General features: G+C 42.2%; 21 protein-coding genes. 7 read left to right on the plus strand and 14 right to left on the minus strand.

From position 1 onward, the window contains the following. Positions 1–18 precede the first annotated feature (18 nt). The 9 genes from M8998_RS07390 to M8998_RS07430 form a co-directional block, all read right to left on the minus strand. Positions 19–2,577, minus strand: a complete 2,559-nt coding sequence (locus M8998_RS07390; RefSeq protein ID WP_249991877.1) for a bifunctional DNA primase/polymerase — start codon at positions 2,575–2,577, stop codon at positions 19–21. A 1-nt stretch (position 2,578) separates the two neighbouring features. After that, the gene (locus M8998_RS07395) at positions 2,579–4,114 is read right to left on the minus strand and encodes a DEAD/DEAH box helicase (protein ID WP_249991880.1); all 1,536 of its coding nucleotides are present in this window, start codon (positions 4,112–4,114) and stop codon (positions 2,579–2,581) included. 132 nt (positions 4,115–4,246) lie between these two features. Continuing rightward, positions 4,247–4,618, minus strand: coding sequence for a hypothetical protein (locus M8998_RS07400; protein WP_249991882.1), 372 nt, complete (start codon positions 4,616–4,618; stop codon positions 4,247–4,249). Positions 4,619–4,766: 148 nt separating this feature from the next. Next, positions 4,767–5,930 carry a hypothetical protein gene (locus tag M8998_RS07405; protein WP_249991885.1) on the minus strand — a complete coding sequence of 388 codons (1,164 nt, stop codon included), beginning with the start codon at positions 5,928–5,930 and terminating at the stop codon, positions 4,767–4,769. Between the two features lie 3 nt (positions 5,931–5,933). Next, entirely contained in the window at positions 5,934–7,031 is a 1,098-nt protein-coding gene (locus tag M8998_RS07410) for a hypothetical protein (protein ID WP_249991887.1), read from the minus strand. Positions 7,032–7,034: 3 nt separating this feature from the next. Then, positions 7,035–7,346 carry a hypothetical protein gene (locus M8998_RS07415; RefSeq protein WP_249991889.1) on the minus strand — a complete coding sequence of 104 codons (312 nt, stop codon included), beginning with the start codon at positions 7,344–7,346 and terminating at the stop codon, positions 7,035–7,037. Next, positions 7,346–8,128 (minus strand): recombination directionality factor, encoded by a 783-nt coding sequence (locus M8998_RS07420; protein WP_249991891.1) that lies wholly within the window; start codon positions 8,126–8,128, stop codon positions 7,346–7,348. Before M8998_RS07420 ends, M8998_RS07415 begins: the two co-directional genes overlap by 1 nt. A gap of 192 nt (positions 8,129–8,320) precedes the next feature. Then, the gene (locus M8998_RS07425; RefSeq protein WP_249991893.1) at positions 8,321–8,605 is read right to left on the minus strand and encodes a hypothetical protein; all 285 of its coding nucleotides are present in this window, start codon (positions 8,603–8,605) and stop codon (positions 8,321–8,323) included. Next, entirely contained in the window at positions 8,605–8,850 is a 246-nt protein-coding gene (locus M8998_RS07430; RefSeq protein WP_249991895.1) for a hypothetical protein, read from the minus strand. Before M8998_RS07430 ends, M8998_RS07425 begins: the two co-directional genes overlap by 1 nt. Before the next feature lie 212 nt (positions 8,851–9,062). Between M8998_RS07430 and M8998_RS07435 the strand changes: the two genes are divergently transcribed. Further along, a complete protein-coding gene (locus M8998_RS07435; protein ID WP_249991897.1) occupies positions 9,063–9,824 on the plus strand; it encodes a S24 family peptidase in 762 nt (253 codons plus the stop codon). Between the two features lie 20 nt (positions 9,825–9,844). Beyond that, positions 9,845–10,168 carry a helix-turn-helix domain-containing protein gene (locus tag M8998_RS07440; RefSeq protein WP_249991898.1) on the plus strand — a complete coding sequence of 108 codons (324 nt, stop codon included), beginning with the start codon at positions 9,845–9,847 and terminating at the stop codon, positions 10,166–10,168. On the opposite strand, the gene M8998_RS07445 is transcribed toward M8998_RS07440, so the two are convergent. From M8998_RS07445 to M8998_RS07465, 5 genes are all read right to left on the minus strand, one after another. Continuing rightward, a complete protein-coding gene (locus M8998_RS07445; RefSeq protein WP_249991899.1) occupies positions 10,140–11,378 on the minus strand; it encodes a phage integrase SAM-like domain-containing protein in 1,239 nt (412 codons plus the stop codon). The genes M8998_RS07440 and M8998_RS07445 overlap by 29 nt on opposite strands. 475 nt (positions 11,379–11,853) lie before the next feature. Continuing rightward, complete coding sequence (locus tag M8998_RS07450; protein ID WP_249991901.1) at positions 11,854–12,084, minus strand: hypothetical protein; 231 nt, start codon at positions 12,082–12,084, stop codon at positions 11,854–11,856. Positions 12,085–12,251: 167 nt separating this feature from the next. Then, the gene (locus M8998_RS07455) at positions 12,252–12,596 is read right to left on the minus strand and encodes a hypothetical protein (protein WP_249991903.1); all 345 of its coding nucleotides are present in this window, start codon (positions 12,594–12,596) and stop codon (positions 12,252–12,254) included. 35 nt (positions 12,597–12,631) lie between these two features. Beyond that, positions 12,632–12,967: a hypothetical protein gene (locus M8998_RS07460; RefSeq protein ID WP_249991905.1), complete on the minus strand. Its 336-nt coding sequence runs from the start codon at positions 12,965–12,967 to the stop codon at positions 12,632–12,634. 79 nt (positions 12,968–13,046) lie between these two features. Continuing rightward, a complete protein-coding gene (locus M8998_RS07465; protein ID WP_249991907.1) occupies positions 13,047–13,907 on the minus strand; it encodes an EamA/RhaT family transporter in 861 nt (286 codons plus the stop codon). A 524-nt stretch (positions 13,908–14,431) separates the two neighbouring features. On the opposite strand from M8998_RS07465, the gene M8998_RS07470 reads away from it, so the two are divergent. The 5 genes from M8998_RS07470 to M8998_RS07490 all read left to right on the plus strand — a co-directional run bounded on the left by M8998_RS07470 (position 14,432) and on the right by M8998_RS07490 (position 19,733). Then, entirely contained in the window at positions 14,432–15,265 is an 834-nt protein-coding gene (locus M8998_RS07470; RefSeq protein WP_249991909.1) for a prephenate dehydratase, read from the plus strand. Between the two features lie 30 nt (positions 15,266–15,295). Continuing rightward, the gene (locus M8998_RS07475; protein ID WP_249991911.1) at positions 15,296–16,402 is read left to right on the plus strand and encodes a chorismate mutase; all 1,107 of its coding nucleotides are present in this window, start codon (positions 15,296–15,298) and stop codon (positions 16,400–16,402) included. Then, on the plus strand, positions 16,402–17,658 hold the full coding sequence (aroA, locus tag M8998_RS07480; protein WP_249991913.1) for a 3-phosphoshikimate 1-carboxyvinyltransferase: 1,257 nt from the start codon (positions 16,402–16,404) through the stop codon (positions 17,656–17,658). Before M8998_RS07475 ends, aroA begins: the two co-directional genes overlap by 1 nt. Positions 17,659–17,758: 100 nt before the next feature. Beyond that, positions 17,759–18,850, plus strand: a complete 1,092-nt coding sequence (gene aroC, locus M8998_RS07485) for a chorismate synthase (protein ID WP_249991914.1) — start codon at positions 17,759–17,761, stop codon at positions 18,848–18,850. Then, positions 18,840–19,733 carry an ROK family protein gene (locus M8998_RS07490; RefSeq protein ID WP_249991916.1) on the plus strand — a complete coding sequence of 298 codons (894 nt, stop codon included), beginning with the start codon at positions 18,840–18,842 and terminating at the stop codon, positions 19,731–19,733. The genes aroC and M8998_RS07490 overlap by 11 nt, the downstream gene beginning before the upstream one ends. The last annotated feature ends 52 nt before the right edge of the window (positions 19,734–19,785 follow it).

The following is a 19,785-nucleotide window of genomic DNA, read 5'->3' on the forward strand; positions in this document are numbered from 1 at the left end:
TTGTTTTTTATATTTTATCTAAAATGGGTATTCTTCCCCAGATGTTTCAATCACGCATTTAAATTCTCCCTTGAAGACGTGCACCCTTTTAGTGGTATGAGTTATTTTTTTAACGACCGACTGATCAAAAGTTATCTCATGCCGCTCACAAAACTCGCGAACTGCACTATTCAACGTCCTTTGGCTTAACTTATATTTCTCTTTCAATTCCGTTGCCACGTAGTCATCGTAAGATTTCTGGAAGTTGGACACCTCAACGTATTCTGATGCTAGCCAGGTAGAAATATTATCGCTGATGAATTCCAGAGTCTTTTCGCCGTACTGAATAGTAAATTTCTTTTCCCAGCCATTATCTGATAAATCAATCCTCTCTATTTTGCATCCTTGGCTTAGGTGGTATTTTATGCTGCCAAGCACAAAGTCATCGAAACCCTTCCATTCCGCACTGTCGAAACCGTCAGGGAATAGTTTCCCATGCACTACATCTACTCCGCCATTGACGGTGTAGTAGTCTGTAAATTCTATTGGCCGAAATCTTCTGTGCAAACCACCATCACTATCTTCGTATGAATAGTTTGTGTTAAAAACTACTTTGGGCGAATCCTGGATATTTACAGAATACTCCCCTTTGTATTTCTTATTGATGTAAGGATCCTCGATGGTACTTTTTATAAATTCCCAATTGATCTTCCGTGGAATGTCCGGGATGAAGTAAATCCTTGAAGCGTCGTTCCATACGGCATAAAACTTATCATCCCACTTGATCATTGCTCCAGAAGCTGTACTTACACCAATGAAATTCTTAAGTAGGTTGACAAAGATGTTTTTACCGCTACCTCCACCCTTTCTAGGATCGTTAACCATCTCAGTAAGAATAATCGCATAAAGGCTTATAGGTGAATTGTAATCATGACATAGAAATCCAATGATATTACGTACGTAGTCTTTGACTTTGCCACTATCGTCAATGCCGGTTGCATTTTTTAGGTATCGCTCGTATAGGTCGCTTGCGGTAGCGTCCTTTTGGTAGTTCCGTGAGAGCATCTTATCTGCCCAAATAAATCCGTCGATCTTATCGTACTCAATTGGAGTAATGGAGCTTGCCGTGATTCTTACCGCAACGTTATTGTAGAACTTATAGCATACATCGCTCGAATCCTGTACACAATCTGCATCCTCAAACTGTTCAAGTCGTGAATCCAAGATAAACTTGCCAGAGGCCTGAATAAACTTTTCGTAGGCATCACAGATGTCATCATATACATTCGCCTCCTCTTCTTGAATATATTCTTTCATTAGCTTGAAGAATTCTATCAAAGTAATGCGCATCACAAAACTTCCGTTGATTTGAACCGCCCCGGATTTATATAACCGAAACCCCAGCTCCTTCGCTACATACAAAAAGGCTTGTCTACTGATGACAAACTTACCTTTATCATCATACTCCCAAAATATACCATGCGGATGTTGTTTGCTATATTGATCTTGAAGCTGTATAAATTCTTCCTGCGCTTCTGAAGAAAAATTAGCGGGTATGGCTGCTGTACCATTGATAGCTGCCTTCTTGATAATTGACTGCTCTACGGCACGTTTTACCTTTCCAAAACCCTGATCTATTAGCCAACGAAATGCTTTCTTCTTGTCGCCATCAAAGGTGAACTCCGCTAGCAATGTTGCAGGGTTATAGCCGCGCGTTGCTTCCAGATCAGTTGAGGTAGTGAACACATAGAAAACTCGTTTTTCTTTATTCCAGCTGGCCGACACCCCGTCGGTTTTATCCGGGCGGGTAAACCAAATGAATCGTTGGTTTTCTCGCAGAAAAGACCAGCCCTGGGACTGCATCAATTCAAGTGGATCGCACCTATAATTATAGTCCTCAAATGGATTAGTTGTATAGTAGGATTCTTGCGATTGTGTCGGCTTTGGCATTGGCGCAATACGAACAACCTCATCATACGTGCGGCATAAGTTTATTAGACTACATCGCTCCTCCCAAGTTACTATCGGTATCGGCATGTCCTGCACCACAGCGTAACCCATCGATGGAGGATATAGAAAGTATCCACCTTCTCCGCGAGTTTCTAAGAAGTTTACTGTCTTGCTAGGCCGCTTTGCTCCACGATCTCGCTGCGCTTGTTGTTCCGCCTGAGTCGTTGGCCTGCCAGCTAACTTTTGATTTCCTTCCGGTGCTCGGTCGCTGATACGATACACGATATGATATCCGCCACTAGGGGTGCGGTGGATCCTAAGTCTGGTATACAAATGAGGATAGAACTTGTTGATATCTGCAAGCAACTGTGCATCGATCCCTGGATAGTATTTACTATCAATGTCTATGCATTCTAAGTTACCTGAAATCACACCACAAACCGCAGCTATCGCATTAGTGTCATGGCTCTCCAAAATGTGCCACAACTCGGATTCATCCGCGCGCCGCTTTTGGTACTCAGTCCAGAATCCGTAAGGTGTTTTTGCTGGCCTTCCCTTTTCTTCCTTCTCCCTTACAGCAATCAGAGAAACGCCATCTTTAACTAATGGCAATATCTCAGCCCAAATATTTGCCAACTCTACAGCCATGCTAAACTAATGTAATATCTACGAATTCAATTTTACTTACCCCGATCATCTTCCGCTGATGGTCTACCCAACTGGACTTGTAGCCCATAGCAGCGGTGAACGCTTCAAGGAAGCCCTGACGCTCTTGATCTTTAGCCCGAGCTACACGCGCGGCAAAAGGCTGCTTCTTTTTCATTTTTGCATACACGGCAAGCTCATTGGGCGAAAGCTCACTTACTCTACGTCCTACTAAGTCCGTATAATGCCGAGTAACCTCGACTAGCTCACCTTGCTCCAATTCTTTTGCTGTAAGTGGACGTTCGTGTCCGCAGAACTGGCAAATGCGCTGCGTAGTTGGGATGATCGATTCACACTCTGGACACAGGGCAACCGGTGCAACGCCTTCGCCTTTCTTGCTACGCTTTTTCACTTCCCACATATTCTCCCAATCACGATCTTCGAAATATAAACCATGTCGCTCCCAGTTACCACCATAATCCAGAACTCGGAATTTTGACTTGATTAGCTGGCCGGTTGCATTCCATACTGGGCGTGATCCGCGTCCAATCATTTGCAAATAAAGCGGCAATGAGGTAGTGGCTCGATTTAGGATCACTAAATCCACAGTTGGGCAGTCGAAGCCTTTAGTCAAACTAGCAACTGATACACATATATCGGCTTCGCCTAGTTGCGTGAATTTCGCAAGCTGATACGCGCCATTTTCCAGCTGACTATGATATTCAACTGATGCAAAGCCTTCTGCCTGCAATCGATGGTTCATATCTTTTGCGTGCTTAATTGAGGCAACGAAGATCATGCACTTAGTGAATGGAGTGGTGCGTAGGTCATCGAAAATACCATCATAGACAGCAGCAGTTGAGAAAGCAGCGGCCTGTGATTGCTCAGTATACTCACCATTGCGCAATTCCAAAATATCCGTATCTGCTTTTGTCCTGGCTAGGTGCTGATACGAGCAAAGAAAACTTTGCTGGATTAATTCATCGACTTGACAGCAAACTACGCAAGTATTATACAGTTCGGCCAGATGCTTAGCCACGCGGCCATCTGGAGTGGCAGTAAAACCCAAGATATATGGATTACTCACCTCGATCAACTGTCGGATGATATTTGATGGTGTACCGATATGAGCCTCGTCCACAATGATCAGCGGAGGAAATTCAAGTGCAGAAAGTTGATGTAGGATGAGCGGCCTGCGCGTGAGAGTTTGCGCCATAGCAATATAGAGCTCACCACCGCGGATCGTCACATGCTTTACTCCTTTGGCAATTTCATGGCCGCCAGCCTCATTAATGATTTGATCGTAAATCTTTGCCGTTTCGCTGATGATCACTACGGCCCGGCCATTGGCAGTTGCTTTGCGTGCCACTTCAATAAACATTTTAGTCTTTCCGGATCCAGTTGGCGCACATGCAATTGCCCTGCGGTGATCACGCAACGCAACAGCGAGTTTGTTTACGAATGTTTGTTGGTATGGACGGAGTTTGATTGGTGTAGTCACTTTCATGCCGGTACCCCCTTCCATGTAGGTATCGTGCAAAAAATCTGCTGATTTCGCATTGTATAATTCTTAAACCAGGCCTCCAGTTTTGCCGACCTAGTATTGTTAGAGATTTAAATAAGAAGTAGCGGAAGGGGTTGCCTCCCTCAACCGCTACTAAGGTTTGCTCGACTAGAAAGGTAGATCGTCGTCTTCGGCGATAGTCTCTGCCGGAGCGGAGTTACTGCCTTGTGACCAATCTTTCACATTGCCCAAAATCGGCTGATGATCATTAATCCATTTCTCATTGTCTTTATTGGCTTTGTATACCTCAGTAGGCAATGATTTTGCGATAAACCCATTCTGGCCATACTGATCCTGCTCCTCGCGAATCACTACACGGACATCCATATAAACGGCACCATCTTTTTCGGTCATGCTGTTTCCATCGATTGGAAGCAAAACACATTTTACCATCTCTCCAGCCTTATTCTTTTTATCAACGATAACAGCCTGAGGCAATTTTGTTAGGGCAATTGACCCTGTTAATGTTCTATTCGACATCTTTATTTAGTTTTTAATTATACAATTCTATTATGGTAGAACACCGCAACACACTAGTGTGTTTACTGGTTGTTTTTTGGTTTACGTTCTCTATACCCGATTGACCGAAAAACCACTAGCACAACAATTATTTTAATGAGTATTACCATTACGCTACCTTTCTTTTGGTGGCTCGAGCAACTGCTTTATATTTCGGCTCGTAGGTAACACCAGAATGAGTAATCATTTCTCCAGTTGCTTTAGCCTGGCGTTCGGCAAATGCTGCCATTTGATCGAGCTTTATCTTGCCCAATCCATCCGCACCGGTACCGCTATTTGTTAGATAGTATTCTACCACCGCACGCCAGCCATCGATGCTACCCACTACCATCGAATAAGACTCAATCGCCTTGGGCGATTCCACTTCGCGATTAGCCTGAGCTACCATAACGGTAACTGTCGCTGCCTGCTTAGCTTTAGCAGCATCTGCATCTGCTTTTTGCTGGGCGGCAAGTTGGGCAGCAGCGGCTTCCTGCTCTTGTTTGCGAGCAAGCTCAGCAGCCGCTTTACTCTCGGCCACTCCGGCTTCCAATTCTGCGCGACGCTGTGGGATTAGCGATAGCAGATATTCTGCATATTTGGTTATTTCTGCTGTAAAATGATCAGCACATGCATCAAAGCGTTCTTGTGTGCGCACCTCTGCGATCAGCTCAGCATCGCCAACCAATGCAATGGTATTCCAAGATTCATCTGATAGCGCGGCTCCCACGAATTGCTCTAGTACTTCCTTTGCTTCATCAATTTGGCCGAGTGTCGCTCCGCTATACACCGTGAGCATAGTCTGCTTAACGTTAGTCAAGTGAGCTGCATAACCATTACGTAGTTGAGCCTCCAGCTGCGCGATATCATCTATTCGCTTTTGCTTTGCGGCCAGCTCTGCCTGTTCTTTGGCTCGTGCTGCAGCAGCTTCTTCCGCATGTATTTTGGCAGACTTATCGCGCAGCTGCTGGATTGGATCGTAAAGCTCTTTACCCAACGTATTTTCAATACCGGTAAATGCTTTGATAAATGCATGCGCCTTCTCGGTGAATGGTTTGCGCTGCTCTTCGATATGCTTAACCGCCTTTTTTGCAGATACCTGCCAGTTCATCAATTCCTCATCCAGTTCCTTGGGGAGTTTAGCGCCATTGGCAGCTGCTTTGGCGAGCAAAGCGACCTGCTTAGCGCGATACTTTTCTTGGAAACCTACAGCAATATGATAAACAGATCCTGCACTTTGCAGGTCTGTTTGAGTGAATGGCATGATCGCCGTGTTCGGTTGAGTGGTACTCATGATCTAAAACGGTAAAGGGTTAGGGGTTGGTTCGATAAGCGAAGTAGAGCCTGCCTTTGCAGTTGGCCGGATTATTGGCTCCATATCCGGTGAAGCATGCCCAAACTTGCGGCCGACATATTCACCGATTCCTTCTTTACGAATTACGCCAGACAAACCCCGCCCGCGATCCGCAATCGAAAAAGTGCCGCCAATACTGGTGTAGGTTTTACCTTGTGCTTTGGATGCATATCGAATATCAGCCAAAGTCATTACCGCATCAACCTCAGCAGTGGTGATATCGCCAGTCCAATCTTTAAAATTGTAGGTTGGCGTATCACCTCGCCATTCTTTAGGTGACCAGTTACATGCAGCATCCAACGGAAGATCTGGAAAATTCTCTTCCCAAAGCTGGCGCTCTGCTTCTAACTGTAGGCCATTGGTACGATAGAATCCATGACGACCTGATTTAAAGTTGATGATTGCACGGATCTGGCGAGGCACTTTACATTCTTTTGGTTGCCCTTTTCTAGGGCCGGACTTATACACCTCAGTATCTGAGAATCCATCAACCTGAATAGTCATATTGCAGACCAAATCTATGAGCGTACCGTATCCTCGATCACTTAGCAAAACGTATTCAATACCCAGTGGTACTATATTGTAGTCTATGTAGAATTGGATGAATGCCGCTAGGTCATTGCGTAGCTTTTCCGGCCATTCTTTTGTATCGGGTTGATAGTAATTCTCTGCGGATAGGTAATCTTCCACGACGAACTCGACGCGATCAAAGTCATATTCGCCATTGATTAGGAACTTTCCTATTTCTAAATGCATCATGGTACCGTAATGCTGACTAAGTTCCAGCAAACGGCCAGCTTCTTTTAAACCGTGCTTCACGTACCATTCAAGCAATGGCTGCTCCATAGGCGCGCACGCATTAATGGCTGTGGTAAGGCTAGTGTACAAACGCAAAGGGGATTCTACCGGTGCGCCATCTTGATTTAGTCGAATGTAGCTACGACCTTGGCCAAAGTTTACACGACCTACTTTATAATTGGGTAAACGGAGGGCTTGATCGTTAAACCAGTCCGTGCTTATATTTTCGAATGTAATTGACATGGGTTAGTCCTCCTGTTGTTTTTGATTTTCGCAATTGTATTGGGTTTCAAATTCTCTCCAATAATCTTTTAGTTTATCCCAATGAGTATCCTCAATGGATTCAATAAATGAATCATGTAATTCGCTAGGAGATTCAGCAAACACTACGCTTCCATTGCTTGATTCAAGACATTTTCTCGAAATAACAGCATGACAATACTCTCCAAAAAATGTAAAATTGAATTGGATAGAAACTAACTGATTATCTTCACTCACTACATTTTCTTCTAGATAATGTAGTTTCAGGTTTTTTGATAGATTTACTTGCAGATCCATTACTTCACCTCCTCCGGTTCTACATCCTCAACTGCATTCGCACCGTTCGCACTCCCCGACCCCAGCTGCAACAGACTCCCAGATGTGATCATATTTGTCGTAAGCCGGTTCAAGTCTGCTCCTGATTCCACATAAGCCCGTACCGCCTCAATAGTTTCTTCTGTAAAATTTGGTACCAGTTGAACTATTGGGTAGTTCTTTGCCATTCCTGGGGAATAGGATTGAACTTTCTTCACCATTAATGAAAACGGAAATCCAATTATCGAACCGCTGCGCTCCATAACCATATCAAATGCCTTGACTATCGAAGGAATTGTTGTCTCCTTAGCCTTCGTAGAAAACGTCCAATAACCCAAAATCCCCTTCATTTCAAGCAGTACAAAACGAAGTGTTAATGTTCGTGCCCATCCTTTGATTGCCTTCACTCGTGGATCATCCTTTGGTACATCGGCGATATATCCGCCTTTACGATCAGCACCACCGGTGGCATCCCATATGGTGAAAGTCTCTCCATTACCATATCCCCAACGCTTGCCCTTCTCCCAGGCTTCGAACTGTTCATTACATACCTCTGAAAGGTCGTTCGATACAAAAGCTACGTGTAATTCTGTAGGTTTTTCTCCAAATAGATTGTGGAATCTATTTGCAAAATCTCCGGTAGCCCGGAAATAGTCTAATGATGTAGGTAATCCTCTCTGTGATTTCTCCCCTACTTTAATTCTGCCGATTTCGGGTAATGTACTGCCTTGCTGCACACCCCGTGACGAAATACGTCCCTTCATTCTTTGTTAGAGTTTAATGGGCCATTGCCCGGTTTTTAATAGCGCTTTAGTTTGCCTCCCGCTGCGCATTTTCATTAAATTAAATCAGCCGCTTCTGCATCTTCTCTGATTTCCGATACTGCTTTGCGAATATCACGGATCTCGAATAGCAATTGTTCGAGAATCTCTCTTATTTGTTCCTTGGTCATTTGTTCACGTTATTTTAATATGTCCAACCATTTTTTCACCAGAGTTCAGCGCTTGCAAATCCACTTTGCTGAGCTCGCGCTTTGTTGACCCAAATACATCTTGACGGTAATTCAGCTGTCCCGATTGCAACCATCTATCTACACGTGCTTTGCCGTATCTTTTGCAAGCATAGGTATAAGAAACATTCTCACGTTCCAGACCCGCTTCAACTAACGCTGCTTTTGCGCCTACCTTTGCAGCTTCTTTGAGCATAGCCGCTAACCCTATATCCATTGGTATCGTATTCATTATTCTTCCCTCCAACATCTAAAGTTTGCAACATCGTTTGGATCACGTCTTACGGTGAATTTCTTTTCGCTCATGGGTAGATTGGTGGTTGGATTGATTCGGTGGAATAAATTCCAAGCCTCCTGACGAGCTTGTTTCTCTCTACCATATTCAATCGGAAACGATTGCCCGACCTCCAATTTTTCCATGATGCCTCCCAGTTTCGTTTTAACTGGCGATGGCACCTTATCAGTTATCTCAATCATCTTTTTTGTTCATTTTTGTTTCTAATTAAGTTCTTGGTACACACATTGCACAAAGGCAGTTTAAAATGTTATATTTGTTTGACTTGACAATACAAAGATAGATAACATTATGAACATTCAAAACATTTAAGATATTTATTGTTTTAAATGTTTTGAATAAACAGCTAATTCTTTGGCAGTCAACCGAATAATTTTAGCACATATACACACACATGTTACATAAAGGGCAATTTTTGAAATCCCTCTTGAAAAAATATCGCGTTAGACAAGAAGATCTGACCGATAGAGATCGTGAGGGCTACATAGGTTTTAGTAGAGGTGTTCTTATTAATCTATTGAAAAACGGTGATTTTCAGAAAGATGATGACATTGCTAAAGTTAGAGCTGTGGTTAACGCAATACCTCTTACATCTGAGGAAGAGGAAATTGTATTGCCAAAGGTCTCAGCCAGCAACGCCAAAGCAATCGGAGAGATCAAGCAAGCTCCAACTGATCAGGGTCTCAAAGAGATCAGTCCTGGTTATTACCTATTAACCGCGGAATTGATACCAATTCATGCACAAGCGGGCTATCTATTGGGATATCAAGATCAAGAATACATCGACACTCTACCTCTATATACTACTACTGTGAATAAATATGTAACCGGAACATACAAGTTTATTGAAGCATCAGGAGATAGCATGGACAATGGAGATATTCGCGAAGCCATTCCAGATGGTACTGTGATGTTGTGTAGGGAGGTCAGCCGTCAATATTGGCAGAGTAAGTTGCATACTCACTCTTGGCCTAACTTCGTATTCGTTCATCGACAAGAGGGCATAGTTGTTAAACAAGTCGCCAAGCAAGATTTAGAAAACGGAATACTAACACTTCGTTCGTTAAACCCTAATAAAGATAAGTACCCAGATTACGAGATTAAAATGGATGATCTGATCCAGATTTACAATGTAGTGAAAAGAGTACTAGAATAAACAATACGCATTTACACAAAATGAGCACAGATTTTACAGAAGTAGGAAAGCTTATTGCCAGCTTTCGGCATGACCAAGGTTGGACTGCTGAGGAACTAAAGTCCAAATTAGGTATATCAACAGTAACACTTTCCAGAATCGAAAATGGTAAACAAGGACCAAACGCCGGAGTAATTAAAAAGCTTTCGGAGTTAGGTATGGATGTAGCGGATCTAACATACGCTTCACGGTTCCATAGTAAAGAGCAATCTCTATCATACCGTTTAGCCGAAGTTGAAAATAAGTTAGCCTTGGTAGAGCAACAACTATCGAAGGTTATGAAGGCTCTTGATCAGAAGTCTTGATATAATCCTCAACTGCTTTAATTACTCCCAATTGCACCTTGTGCACTACCGACCAATCAGGATCAATGTATACATCGGTGATATCGGCACCGGTCTTATGATTTAAAGCAATAGATACTTCCTCTTTACTAAATTTGCAAACCTGACGCGCGATATTAGCAAAAGTGTGTCTAGCATAATACATAGTGCATTTAAAACCTATCTTTTCCGAGATTGACTTCCAGCCATAGTAAAGGATAGTATTCAATGAGTGAACTGTATTATGTCTTTTTTGGATCTGACCACCATATTTCTCAATAAGCGGCTTCAACTGATCAGGGATTAAAACATTTATTACCGCGCCATCTTTTCTTTGACGCATAACTTTCACACGTCGATATTCTAAGCTATTGCCCACGATAGGATTGTTCAAATAGGTATGCATATCCTTTGTATTCATTCCGCACATCATAAAGGAGATTATAAACATATCTTTCGCTAACACTTCATATTGGGTTTCGGGATTGTATTTCATTATTGCGGCGATATTAGGCAAACTTAGATTTCGTTTTAAAGTAACCTCCGCATTCATTTTCTTGTAATTTTCAAAGGGATTGACAGGCACAGGAAAATGATTTATAGATGCATCATTTTTTTCATCTCTAAGCTTCTTGTAGAAAGCTTTGAACTGGGACATATATCCATTGATGGTATTAACGGCCAAAGGCTTTCCATTAGACAATTTCAACTTCATTAAGTAGGATTCGAAATCCTTAACAAAGGTTGAATTGATATGGATTGCAGTAAGAGATTCTCGATTGGTAAAAGACTTTAAATGTGTAAGGACAGATTTTACAAACTTCGATTTAGTTGATTGTCCTTTTTCAAGGCAATAGTCATATTCTTTCTGAAGCTCCGAAAATATTTCAATCGCACTATGTGTTTCGCGAGATGAGCGAACTAAATAATCTTTCAAATCTGAAGAAGTCATGTAATTCACTCTGGTACCTAATCCAGTAATCAAATCTCTATATTGAGATAACCTGGAAGCGAAATACCTTTCTATATAAGATTGTTTCAATTTTCCAGCGCGATCTAGATACGTTTTATCGACAAAAGCATGAGTTTCAATATATGTTGTGGATGAATGTAGGTTGATAGCTAATTTCACATTCCACGTTCCGTCCTTCTTCTTATGATGCTTTAAAACTACAGCTCTTACCGTCGCCATTATTGTAAATTATTTGTAAATCAAATTTACAAATAATAGTCAGCTTACAGGAACATTATAGCGTTACAAGGTTTAAAAATTGCTCGATAATGCTGCTGTGAACACTAAAAAAGGGAAAGTGAAATTTCAAAACTTGTATCTTCAAATAGACTCAAATAATCCTAATAATTGTATAATAAAAAAAATGGACTGACTTTCTGTATGAGAATAGCGGCTGCTGAAATCTATGTTCCTCTACCGATGTTGTGCCCTTTCTAAGATCAAATTGTGACCGTTCACAAAGGTCTTAAATACATTAAGAATATACTAGTAAATAGCAGAAAACATTACCTCCATCTCCTTTCGAAAAAGATTTAATACAAAAAACTACTCCGACTTAATAAGTAGTGGTGGTGTAGTACCCTACTAAAAGCAAAAGCCTCCTGAAAAAGGAGGCTCTCTATGCTGACTCATGTACTAATTACTTTTCCGGACGTTAGTCGTGTCCTTCTGTTTTCACAATCTTATTGTAGATGCCTAACAGCAAAAAAGGTGCTGCCCACTGGCCTACAAATAATGCGTTTTTGTCTTTGCATAAACATTTCAGTGTTAGTGATGCTCCCATGGCAGCCACTGCCGCAATAAGGAATGTAGCAGATGGGATTTTAGAGGTTACGCTCTCTATCTTCTTGGTTACTTGTCCTTCATTTCCTGTTTCTAAAGCCATATTATTCTATTTAAAGATGATGTTTATATATCTAATCATCTTAACAACAGCGTGCTTCACAAATCGTTCTCGTAAAGGCAAGAAGGGGTATTAAGCTTGTTTTTTGAAAGAAATACGTTGAATGTGGGGATTTATCGAAACACGGAGCTAAGAACGATTCTACCCAATTAATCAATTATGGGATCGTCACTCGGCGCCTTAATCTTATCTCTCAATAAAGACACACTCCCATTATACTTGGCGGTAGTAACTTCTTTGTTAGTAATTCCAAAGGTGATATCGGCATTATACGCATCACCATCATATGATCCTGCATAATCGTATGTAATGATTTTCCTACCATCTTCCAGTGTCTGGCTACGTGATGGAGCGCCATAAATCAAATAAACCTGATCTTCCGGCTGCCCTTTCCACTCACTCATAATAATTGGCCAATTCTCAGGCATTTGCTGATACGTCATACAAGATGCCACGGTAATTAGGATTACCACTCCGTAAAATAACTTCATCATAGATTAATCAGTTATATTTTGTGGGTTGCGTAATACTAATCAAACATCTTCCTATCGTCTGGCCCTTTAATTTTACCGCTTAGCGCAAATCGATTACCTTTTACGGATGTCTTTTCTACTATACCATCAGTAATCGCAAAACTAATTTGTCCAGATATCTTTGAACCATCACTGATGTTTTCATAGTCATAGGTTGCAATTTTTCTACCGTCGGTTAGCTCTTGGGATCGGGTCGGCGCGCCATACACCAAATAAACTGAATCTTCGGGCTGCCCTCTCCACTCATCTAATCTTTGAGACCATTGTGCGGGTATTGCACAAGAAGAAAAAATTAGGATAAGAAAGGTTATAACGCTTAGTATCTTTTTCATGTCTTTAAGATAAATAAAAAACCAGAAGATGCAGAGCTCTAAAATACAAATCGTATTAATTGGTTATCCCCAATCAGATCTATAGATAAGCAATCATTAACACGGAGACAACAGCAAGTGCAATACCAATTATATTCATGGTCGAGAGCTTTTCCTTAAAAAGCCAAACACCTAGCAGCGCCCCTAGTCCGATCACACCGATATTCATGCCTGTGAAAACTACAGATGGACTATCCGACAGTGCTTGATGTGCTTTCATATAAAACAATATATTGCCAAAATTTAGAAATCCCAAAGCAAAACCCCAGCCCATCGCTTTTCCAGAAAGCACGAGTTTCTTCCGTGATAGTTGGTACGCCAGATAGCCTAAAGCGAGTAACATGGCGCCCGAAAACATCAAAAACATAGAGGTCGTATATGGGATAACAGGCTGCAAGGCGACCATTTTGAATAGAATGTCGATTGCACCATATCCAACGAATACCACTAAAGGAAAAAGTATATAACGAGATTGGTTAACCTGCTGTTGGCTTCTACGCCAACCAATTAGGCAAGCAACCGCCATAAGCCCGATGATGATACCTGCAATACGAACAGCGCTAAATACTTCATGGAAAAGCCACGCCGCTGCAATTAAAGATAAGACTAGCGACAGCCGTTGCGCTACCTCCGTTTGTACTAAACCGGCATAACGTAGAGAATGTGATAAGACCATAAACAATGCTGGTAGCAAGACCGCAACAGGAATATAGAGATGCCAAGGCAATGAAAGCATCGGTATCGCCGAAAAATCAGGCTGAAAAATAAAATAAGTTAGGCACACCGCTACCGGATAATTCCAGACAATCATTTGCCAGGTATCCAAACCTTTCCGCCGTGCGTATTTTAATAGTACGGCAACAGATACCGAACATAAAACGCTAATAAGTACAAAATGCATGCTGTAGCAAAATTAGGAAACATATTTCGAAGCGGAAAATACAACAAATCGAAAAAATAATCTCGAAATATATCATAAAAATAGTCTATTTTAACACTAAAAAAATGATCTTTTTTAAATCAATATATCACCATAATTATGAAACAAAAATAGCTCGACAATAAAGACATAAAATACATTAAAGGCTATTTAAAGCACTTTTACATAAATTATATTTCAAATTATAACCAATAAAACCACTAAAATATCGTGATAAAATCACACTTTTTTACCCATAAATTATCTTATTATTTACTTCAAAAATCCATTTATTTCTATAAAAAAACATAAAACATTTTGCAGTTATCAATTTTTGCACTACTTTTGGAAACAGAACGAGACAAATGAATAGATTTTACACACAGCAGTATTTTAGCTTCTTTTATTATCACGAATAATAATGGGGATACTATTGTGTACATACTATAAAAAGTAAACAGAGGTCCCGAAACAAAACGGGGCCTCTTTTTTTTGATTAAATCCACATGGAGACTGAGAAATTAAAGATTGCAATACAGGGAGTCAAGGGCTCTTTTCACGAAGAAGCAGCTTACAAGTACTTTGGCAATGACATCGAAACACTAGAGTGTGAATCCTTCAAAAGAACCTGCGAATTGCTGAAACAAGACAAGGCAGATTTCGTAGTGATGGCGATCGAAAATTCTATTGCCGGAAGCATATTGCCAAACTATAATCTCTTGCGAGATTATCGGTTTCATATTTTAGGAGAGGTACATTTACATATCCAGCAGCATCTGTTGGCTTTGCCAGGCACAAAATTGGCCGACATCAAATTTGTGGAATCACACCCGATTGCCATTCGCCAGTGTGACGAATTTTTAAGTGAGCATCCAGAATGGATCGTAAAAGAGGGTATGGATACGGCGGCCTGTGCACAAAGCATTGTGTCTGAAAAATTGACCACCACAGCAGCGATAGCTGGAGAAGCTGCAGCGAAGATTTATGGTTTGGATATTATAGAACGTCGCATAGAAACTAATAAAAAGAATGCTACTCGCTTCCTTATTCTTTCAAACGAAGTGGTGGAACAAAAGAATGCCAATAAAGCTTCTCTCTCCTTCCAGACCGGAAATGCGGTAGGCTCGTTAGCCATCATACTACAATGCTTTGCTGAGCAAAATGTAAATCTAAGCAAAATTCAGTCGATGCCAGTAGTGGGCAAGAGAAACGAATACGACTTCTATGTCGATGTGGAATGGAAAAAACAATCGGATTATGACGCTGCTATCCGCAAAGTATTAAAGCATTCTGTGAATTTCAATATCATGGGTGAGTACGTTAAAAACGAGCGCGTTTAAACTTTTAAAAAAATAAAAACATATATAACAATGAAACATTCATTAGACATCTTACCGTTAAGTTCATGGATCGATACGGGCGACAAGCCTTTGGTAATTGCTGGACCATGTAGTGCTGAAACTGAAGAGCAGGTAGTATCAACAGCGCATCTATTGGCCAATACGGGCAAAGTGCATGTATTGCGTGCCGGCATCTGGAAACCGCGCACCCGTCCAGGAGAATTTGAAGGAATCGGAAGTATTGGTTTGGAGTGGCTAAAAAGAGCTAAAGAAGAGACTGGATTGCCTACAGCAACGGAAGTAGCTACGGCGAAGCACGTAGAGGAAGCATTGGCTGCAGGTGTAGATGTACTATGGATCGGCGCGCGCTCAACGGCAAACCCATTCACCGTGCAGGAAATTGCGGATGCATTGAAAGGTGTAGATGTACCTGTTATTGTAAAAAACCCAGTTAACCCAGATTTATCACTATGGATTGGTGCACTGGAACGCGTAAACCGCGCAGGAATTAAAAAGCTAGCGGCTATTCACCGCGGTTTCTCTTCTTTCGAAAAGACAGCATTCCGCAACGAACCAATGTGGGATATCGCCATCCAGTTAAAAACTATCGCCCCAGAGTTACCGATCATCAATGACCCAAGCCACATTTGTGGAAACCGCGAATTGCTGCCGTACATCTCTCAAAAAGCGTTGGATATGGATATGCAAGGATTGATTATTGAGTCTCACATTGACCCATCCGTGGCATGGACAGATGCAAAACAACAATTGACGCCTGCAGCACTTTCGGATATGTTGAGCAATATCGCGGTACGCCAAGCAGAGTCTAATAATCCTGCGTTCGAAGATAAGCTGTCTGAGTTACGTCAGAACATCGACAAACTGGATAACGACATTATCAAAATGATCGGTGACCGCATGAAAATTGCAGAGCAAATCGGAGAGTACAAACGCGATAATAATGTCACTATCTTACAAGTAAACCGTTGGGATGAGATTGTACAAAAACGTGTACAGCTTGCTAAAGCGCTGAATATTGGGGAAGAATTTGCTGTGAAGTACCTAGAGTTATTGCACAATGAGTCTATCCGCAAGCAAAATGAAGTGATGAATAGCAAAACTATTGCAGAGGCATAATGAGCGACGTCAAAAAGGTTACGTTGTCGCACGCCATCAAGACAATAAGCGGTACGGTAGTGCTCACGGGTTCCAAATCCGAGAGCAACCGAGCCCTTATCCTTCAGGCGCTTAGCCAAGGTAGCGTTCGTGTTTCCAATCTATCAGAAGCAGCCGACACGGTCACGATGAACGAAGCGCTTTCTTTGGCAAAAAGATCTTCGACAAATAATGAGCGCACTACGATCGACATCGGACCCGCTGGCACCGCGATGCGATTCCTGACTTCTTTTCTAAGCTTAGCAACAGGATCGTTTGAACTTACTGGCAGTGCGCGAATGCAGGAAAGACCCATCAAATTGCTGGTAGACGCTTTGCAGGCTATTGGTGCAAAAATCAGTTACGCTGCACACAAGGGATATCCTCCCTTGCACATCGATGGCCCACTAGATCAAACCGAAACGGCAGTGGCTATCCCAGGCGACATCAGCAGCCAGTATATATCTTCTCTATTACTTTTGGCACCGGCGCTTCCGAAAGGATTAACCATTCATATTGAAGGGGAGCTAACATCAAAGCCCTATGTGACAATGACGCTGGATATGCTGCGCGAATCTGGAATTGAATACCAATGGGATCAGCAAACAATTACTATCCCGGCACAGTCATTCGGTCAGGCAACACTCTATGTGGAGCCCGATTGGAGCGCCGCTTCCTATTGGTACGCTATGGTTGCCTTAGCGAAAGAAGGATCTCTTTTTCTTCCGGGCTTGAAGAAAAACAGCTTGCAAGGTGATATTGCTATTGCAAACATCATGACACATTTTGGCGTACATACTACTTTTCAGGAAGATGGAATTTTTATTCAGAAAGCAACGCTTACACGCGAACCTGTTTTTCTAGATTTAAAGGAATGTCCGGATCTGGCACAGACGATAGTAGTTATCGCTGCAGCCCTACGTATTCCAACAACATTTACCGGTTTGGAAACACTGAAAATCAAAGAAACGGACCGGATAGCAGCCCTACAGACCGAAATCGGAAAATTCGGTTGTAAGCTTCTTGAACATGATGGAATCTACAAATTGGTTACATCAGAATATGTTGTACCCGACGAGTTGGTGATTTCGACTTACGAAGATCACCGTATGGCAATGGCTTTTGCCCCACTTGCACTTCATTTTCCGTTAGTTACCATCGAAGAACCAGCAGTAGTAAACAAGTCATACCCAGACTTTTGGCAACATTTACAAGAGCAACAATTCACATTGACTTAGTAGTCTTTTAGTGGATTAGCACCAAATCCTTACAAATAATTCGGCATCAAAAGTTATATTTTTGATGCCGAATTAATATATTTACAACCTAAACTTAACTATGGCAGGAAATTCTTTTGGCGATCTATTCCGTATAACCACCTACGGTGAGTCTCACGGAAAAGCTATTGGTGTTATCATAGACGGCTGTCCGTCACAGATTGATATAGATGAAGAATTCATTCAGGCGGAGCTGGACAAACGAAAACCTGGGCAGTCCAAGATTACCACGCAACGAAAGGAAAGTGACGTAGCACAGCTCTTGTCGGGTGTATTTGAGGGAAAATCTACAGGAACTCCAATTGCTATTCACATCCCCAATGAAGATCAACGATCGAAAGACTATTCTCATATCAAGGATAAGTTTCGCCCCTCGCATGCCGACTACACCTATCAGGTTAAGTATGGTATCCGCGATTACCGGGGTGGCGGCCGATCATCTGCGCGCGAAACCGCAGCGAGGGTAGCCGCTGGTGCGGTTGCCAAGCTCTTTCTGCAGCAACATGGTATTCAGATCTTTGCTCATGTATCGGGAGTCGGTAAGCTAGAATCACCAAATCTAGATGTAACGGATCTAACGGCATTAGTGCACCTCCGTGAAAGTAATATAGTACGCTGTGCTGATCCGGCTACGGCAGCTGAAATGATCGAATTCATCGATCAAATCCGAAAAAATGGCGATACCGTCGGCGGCAGAATATCAACGGTAATCCGCGGACTACCGGTTGGCTTGGGCGAGCCCGTCTTCGACAAACTGCATGCGGATCTCGGTAAAGCGATGATGAGTATCAATGCAGTACATGGCTTCGAATACGGCTCGGGATTTGCCGGATCAGAAATGTTAGGCTCTGAACACAATGATATTTTTGTTGCCGAAGAAGGCAAGCAGGCGCGTACTACGACGAATTTCTCGGGAGGCATACAAGGTGGTATCTCGAATGGGATGGATGTCACTTTCCGTACCGCCTTTAAACCGGTTGCCACCATTATGCGTGATCAGGCTACTATAGACGAAAGCGGTAGCGAAACAACCATATCCGGCAAAGGCCGACATGATCCTTGCGTAGTACCACGTGCGGTGATTATTGTTGAAGCGATGGCTGCCTTAGTGATTGCCGATCATTTATTAAAACACCAATCTAATGCGCGATAAACGCTTTGTTCTGGCCTGTGATATTGGCGGAACTCATATAACTGCTGCTATTGTAGATACCGATAACTGGGTAATTCTGGAGGATACGATTACACGTCAGCACGTCGATTCTTCCTCAGATGCTAAATCGATTTTACAAAATTGGACTGATTGCATGCGCCACTGCATAGCATTGAGTCCCCAGGAAGTTCAACAGATCGGAATCGCCATGCCCGGTCCATTCGACTATGAAGAGGGCCGTGCTTTGATGATTGGGCAGACTAAGTATGACAGCCTTTATAAAATGTTGGTCACACAACCCATTAAAGATAATTTGGCAGGCCTACCCATTCAGAAAATATCCTATATAAATGATGCAGCGGCATTTTTACAAGGCGAAATCTTTGCACAAGGATTAGAGCACAAGGATCGCGTTCTAGGTATTACGCTTGGCACCGGCTTAGGTAGTGCGGTGTGGACTAAAGGAGAGAAAGCCTTTGATGCTGCATTATGGGAAGCGCCTTTCCGAGAATCTATCTTCGAAGAGTTTCTGGTGACCCGATGGTTTACCAAACGATTTGAAGAACTTACGGGTATTCAGGAGCCTGGGTTGAAAGAAATTTTGGAAAATCATGATGCACTTCCGTCAACAAAGATCTTATTGGAAGAATATGTGCAGCATCTGCTCGATTTTCTAGCCTACTTCAGCGAAAAACATGAGGCCATAAACTTCATCATTGGAGGTAATATCACCAAAGCATGGGAAAAGATCTGCGTAGGTAAGAAAACTGCCTTGGCGGCATACAATATTGAATTGGGTAAGTACCAAGAGCATGCTGCTATTATCGGCGCGGCTTCTCTATTCAATACACCGCAATCCAAGACAGTCATTAAAGCACGATAAATACACGCACAACAAAGGCAGTCTCTCGACTGCCTCAAAAAATCTTTTATTG

This window comes from Sphingobacterium sp. lm-10 (assembly GCF_023554555.1).
In the GTDB taxonomy this organism is placed as follows: Bacteria; Bacteroidota; Bacteroidia; order Sphingobacteriales; family Sphingobacteriaceae; genus Sphingobacterium.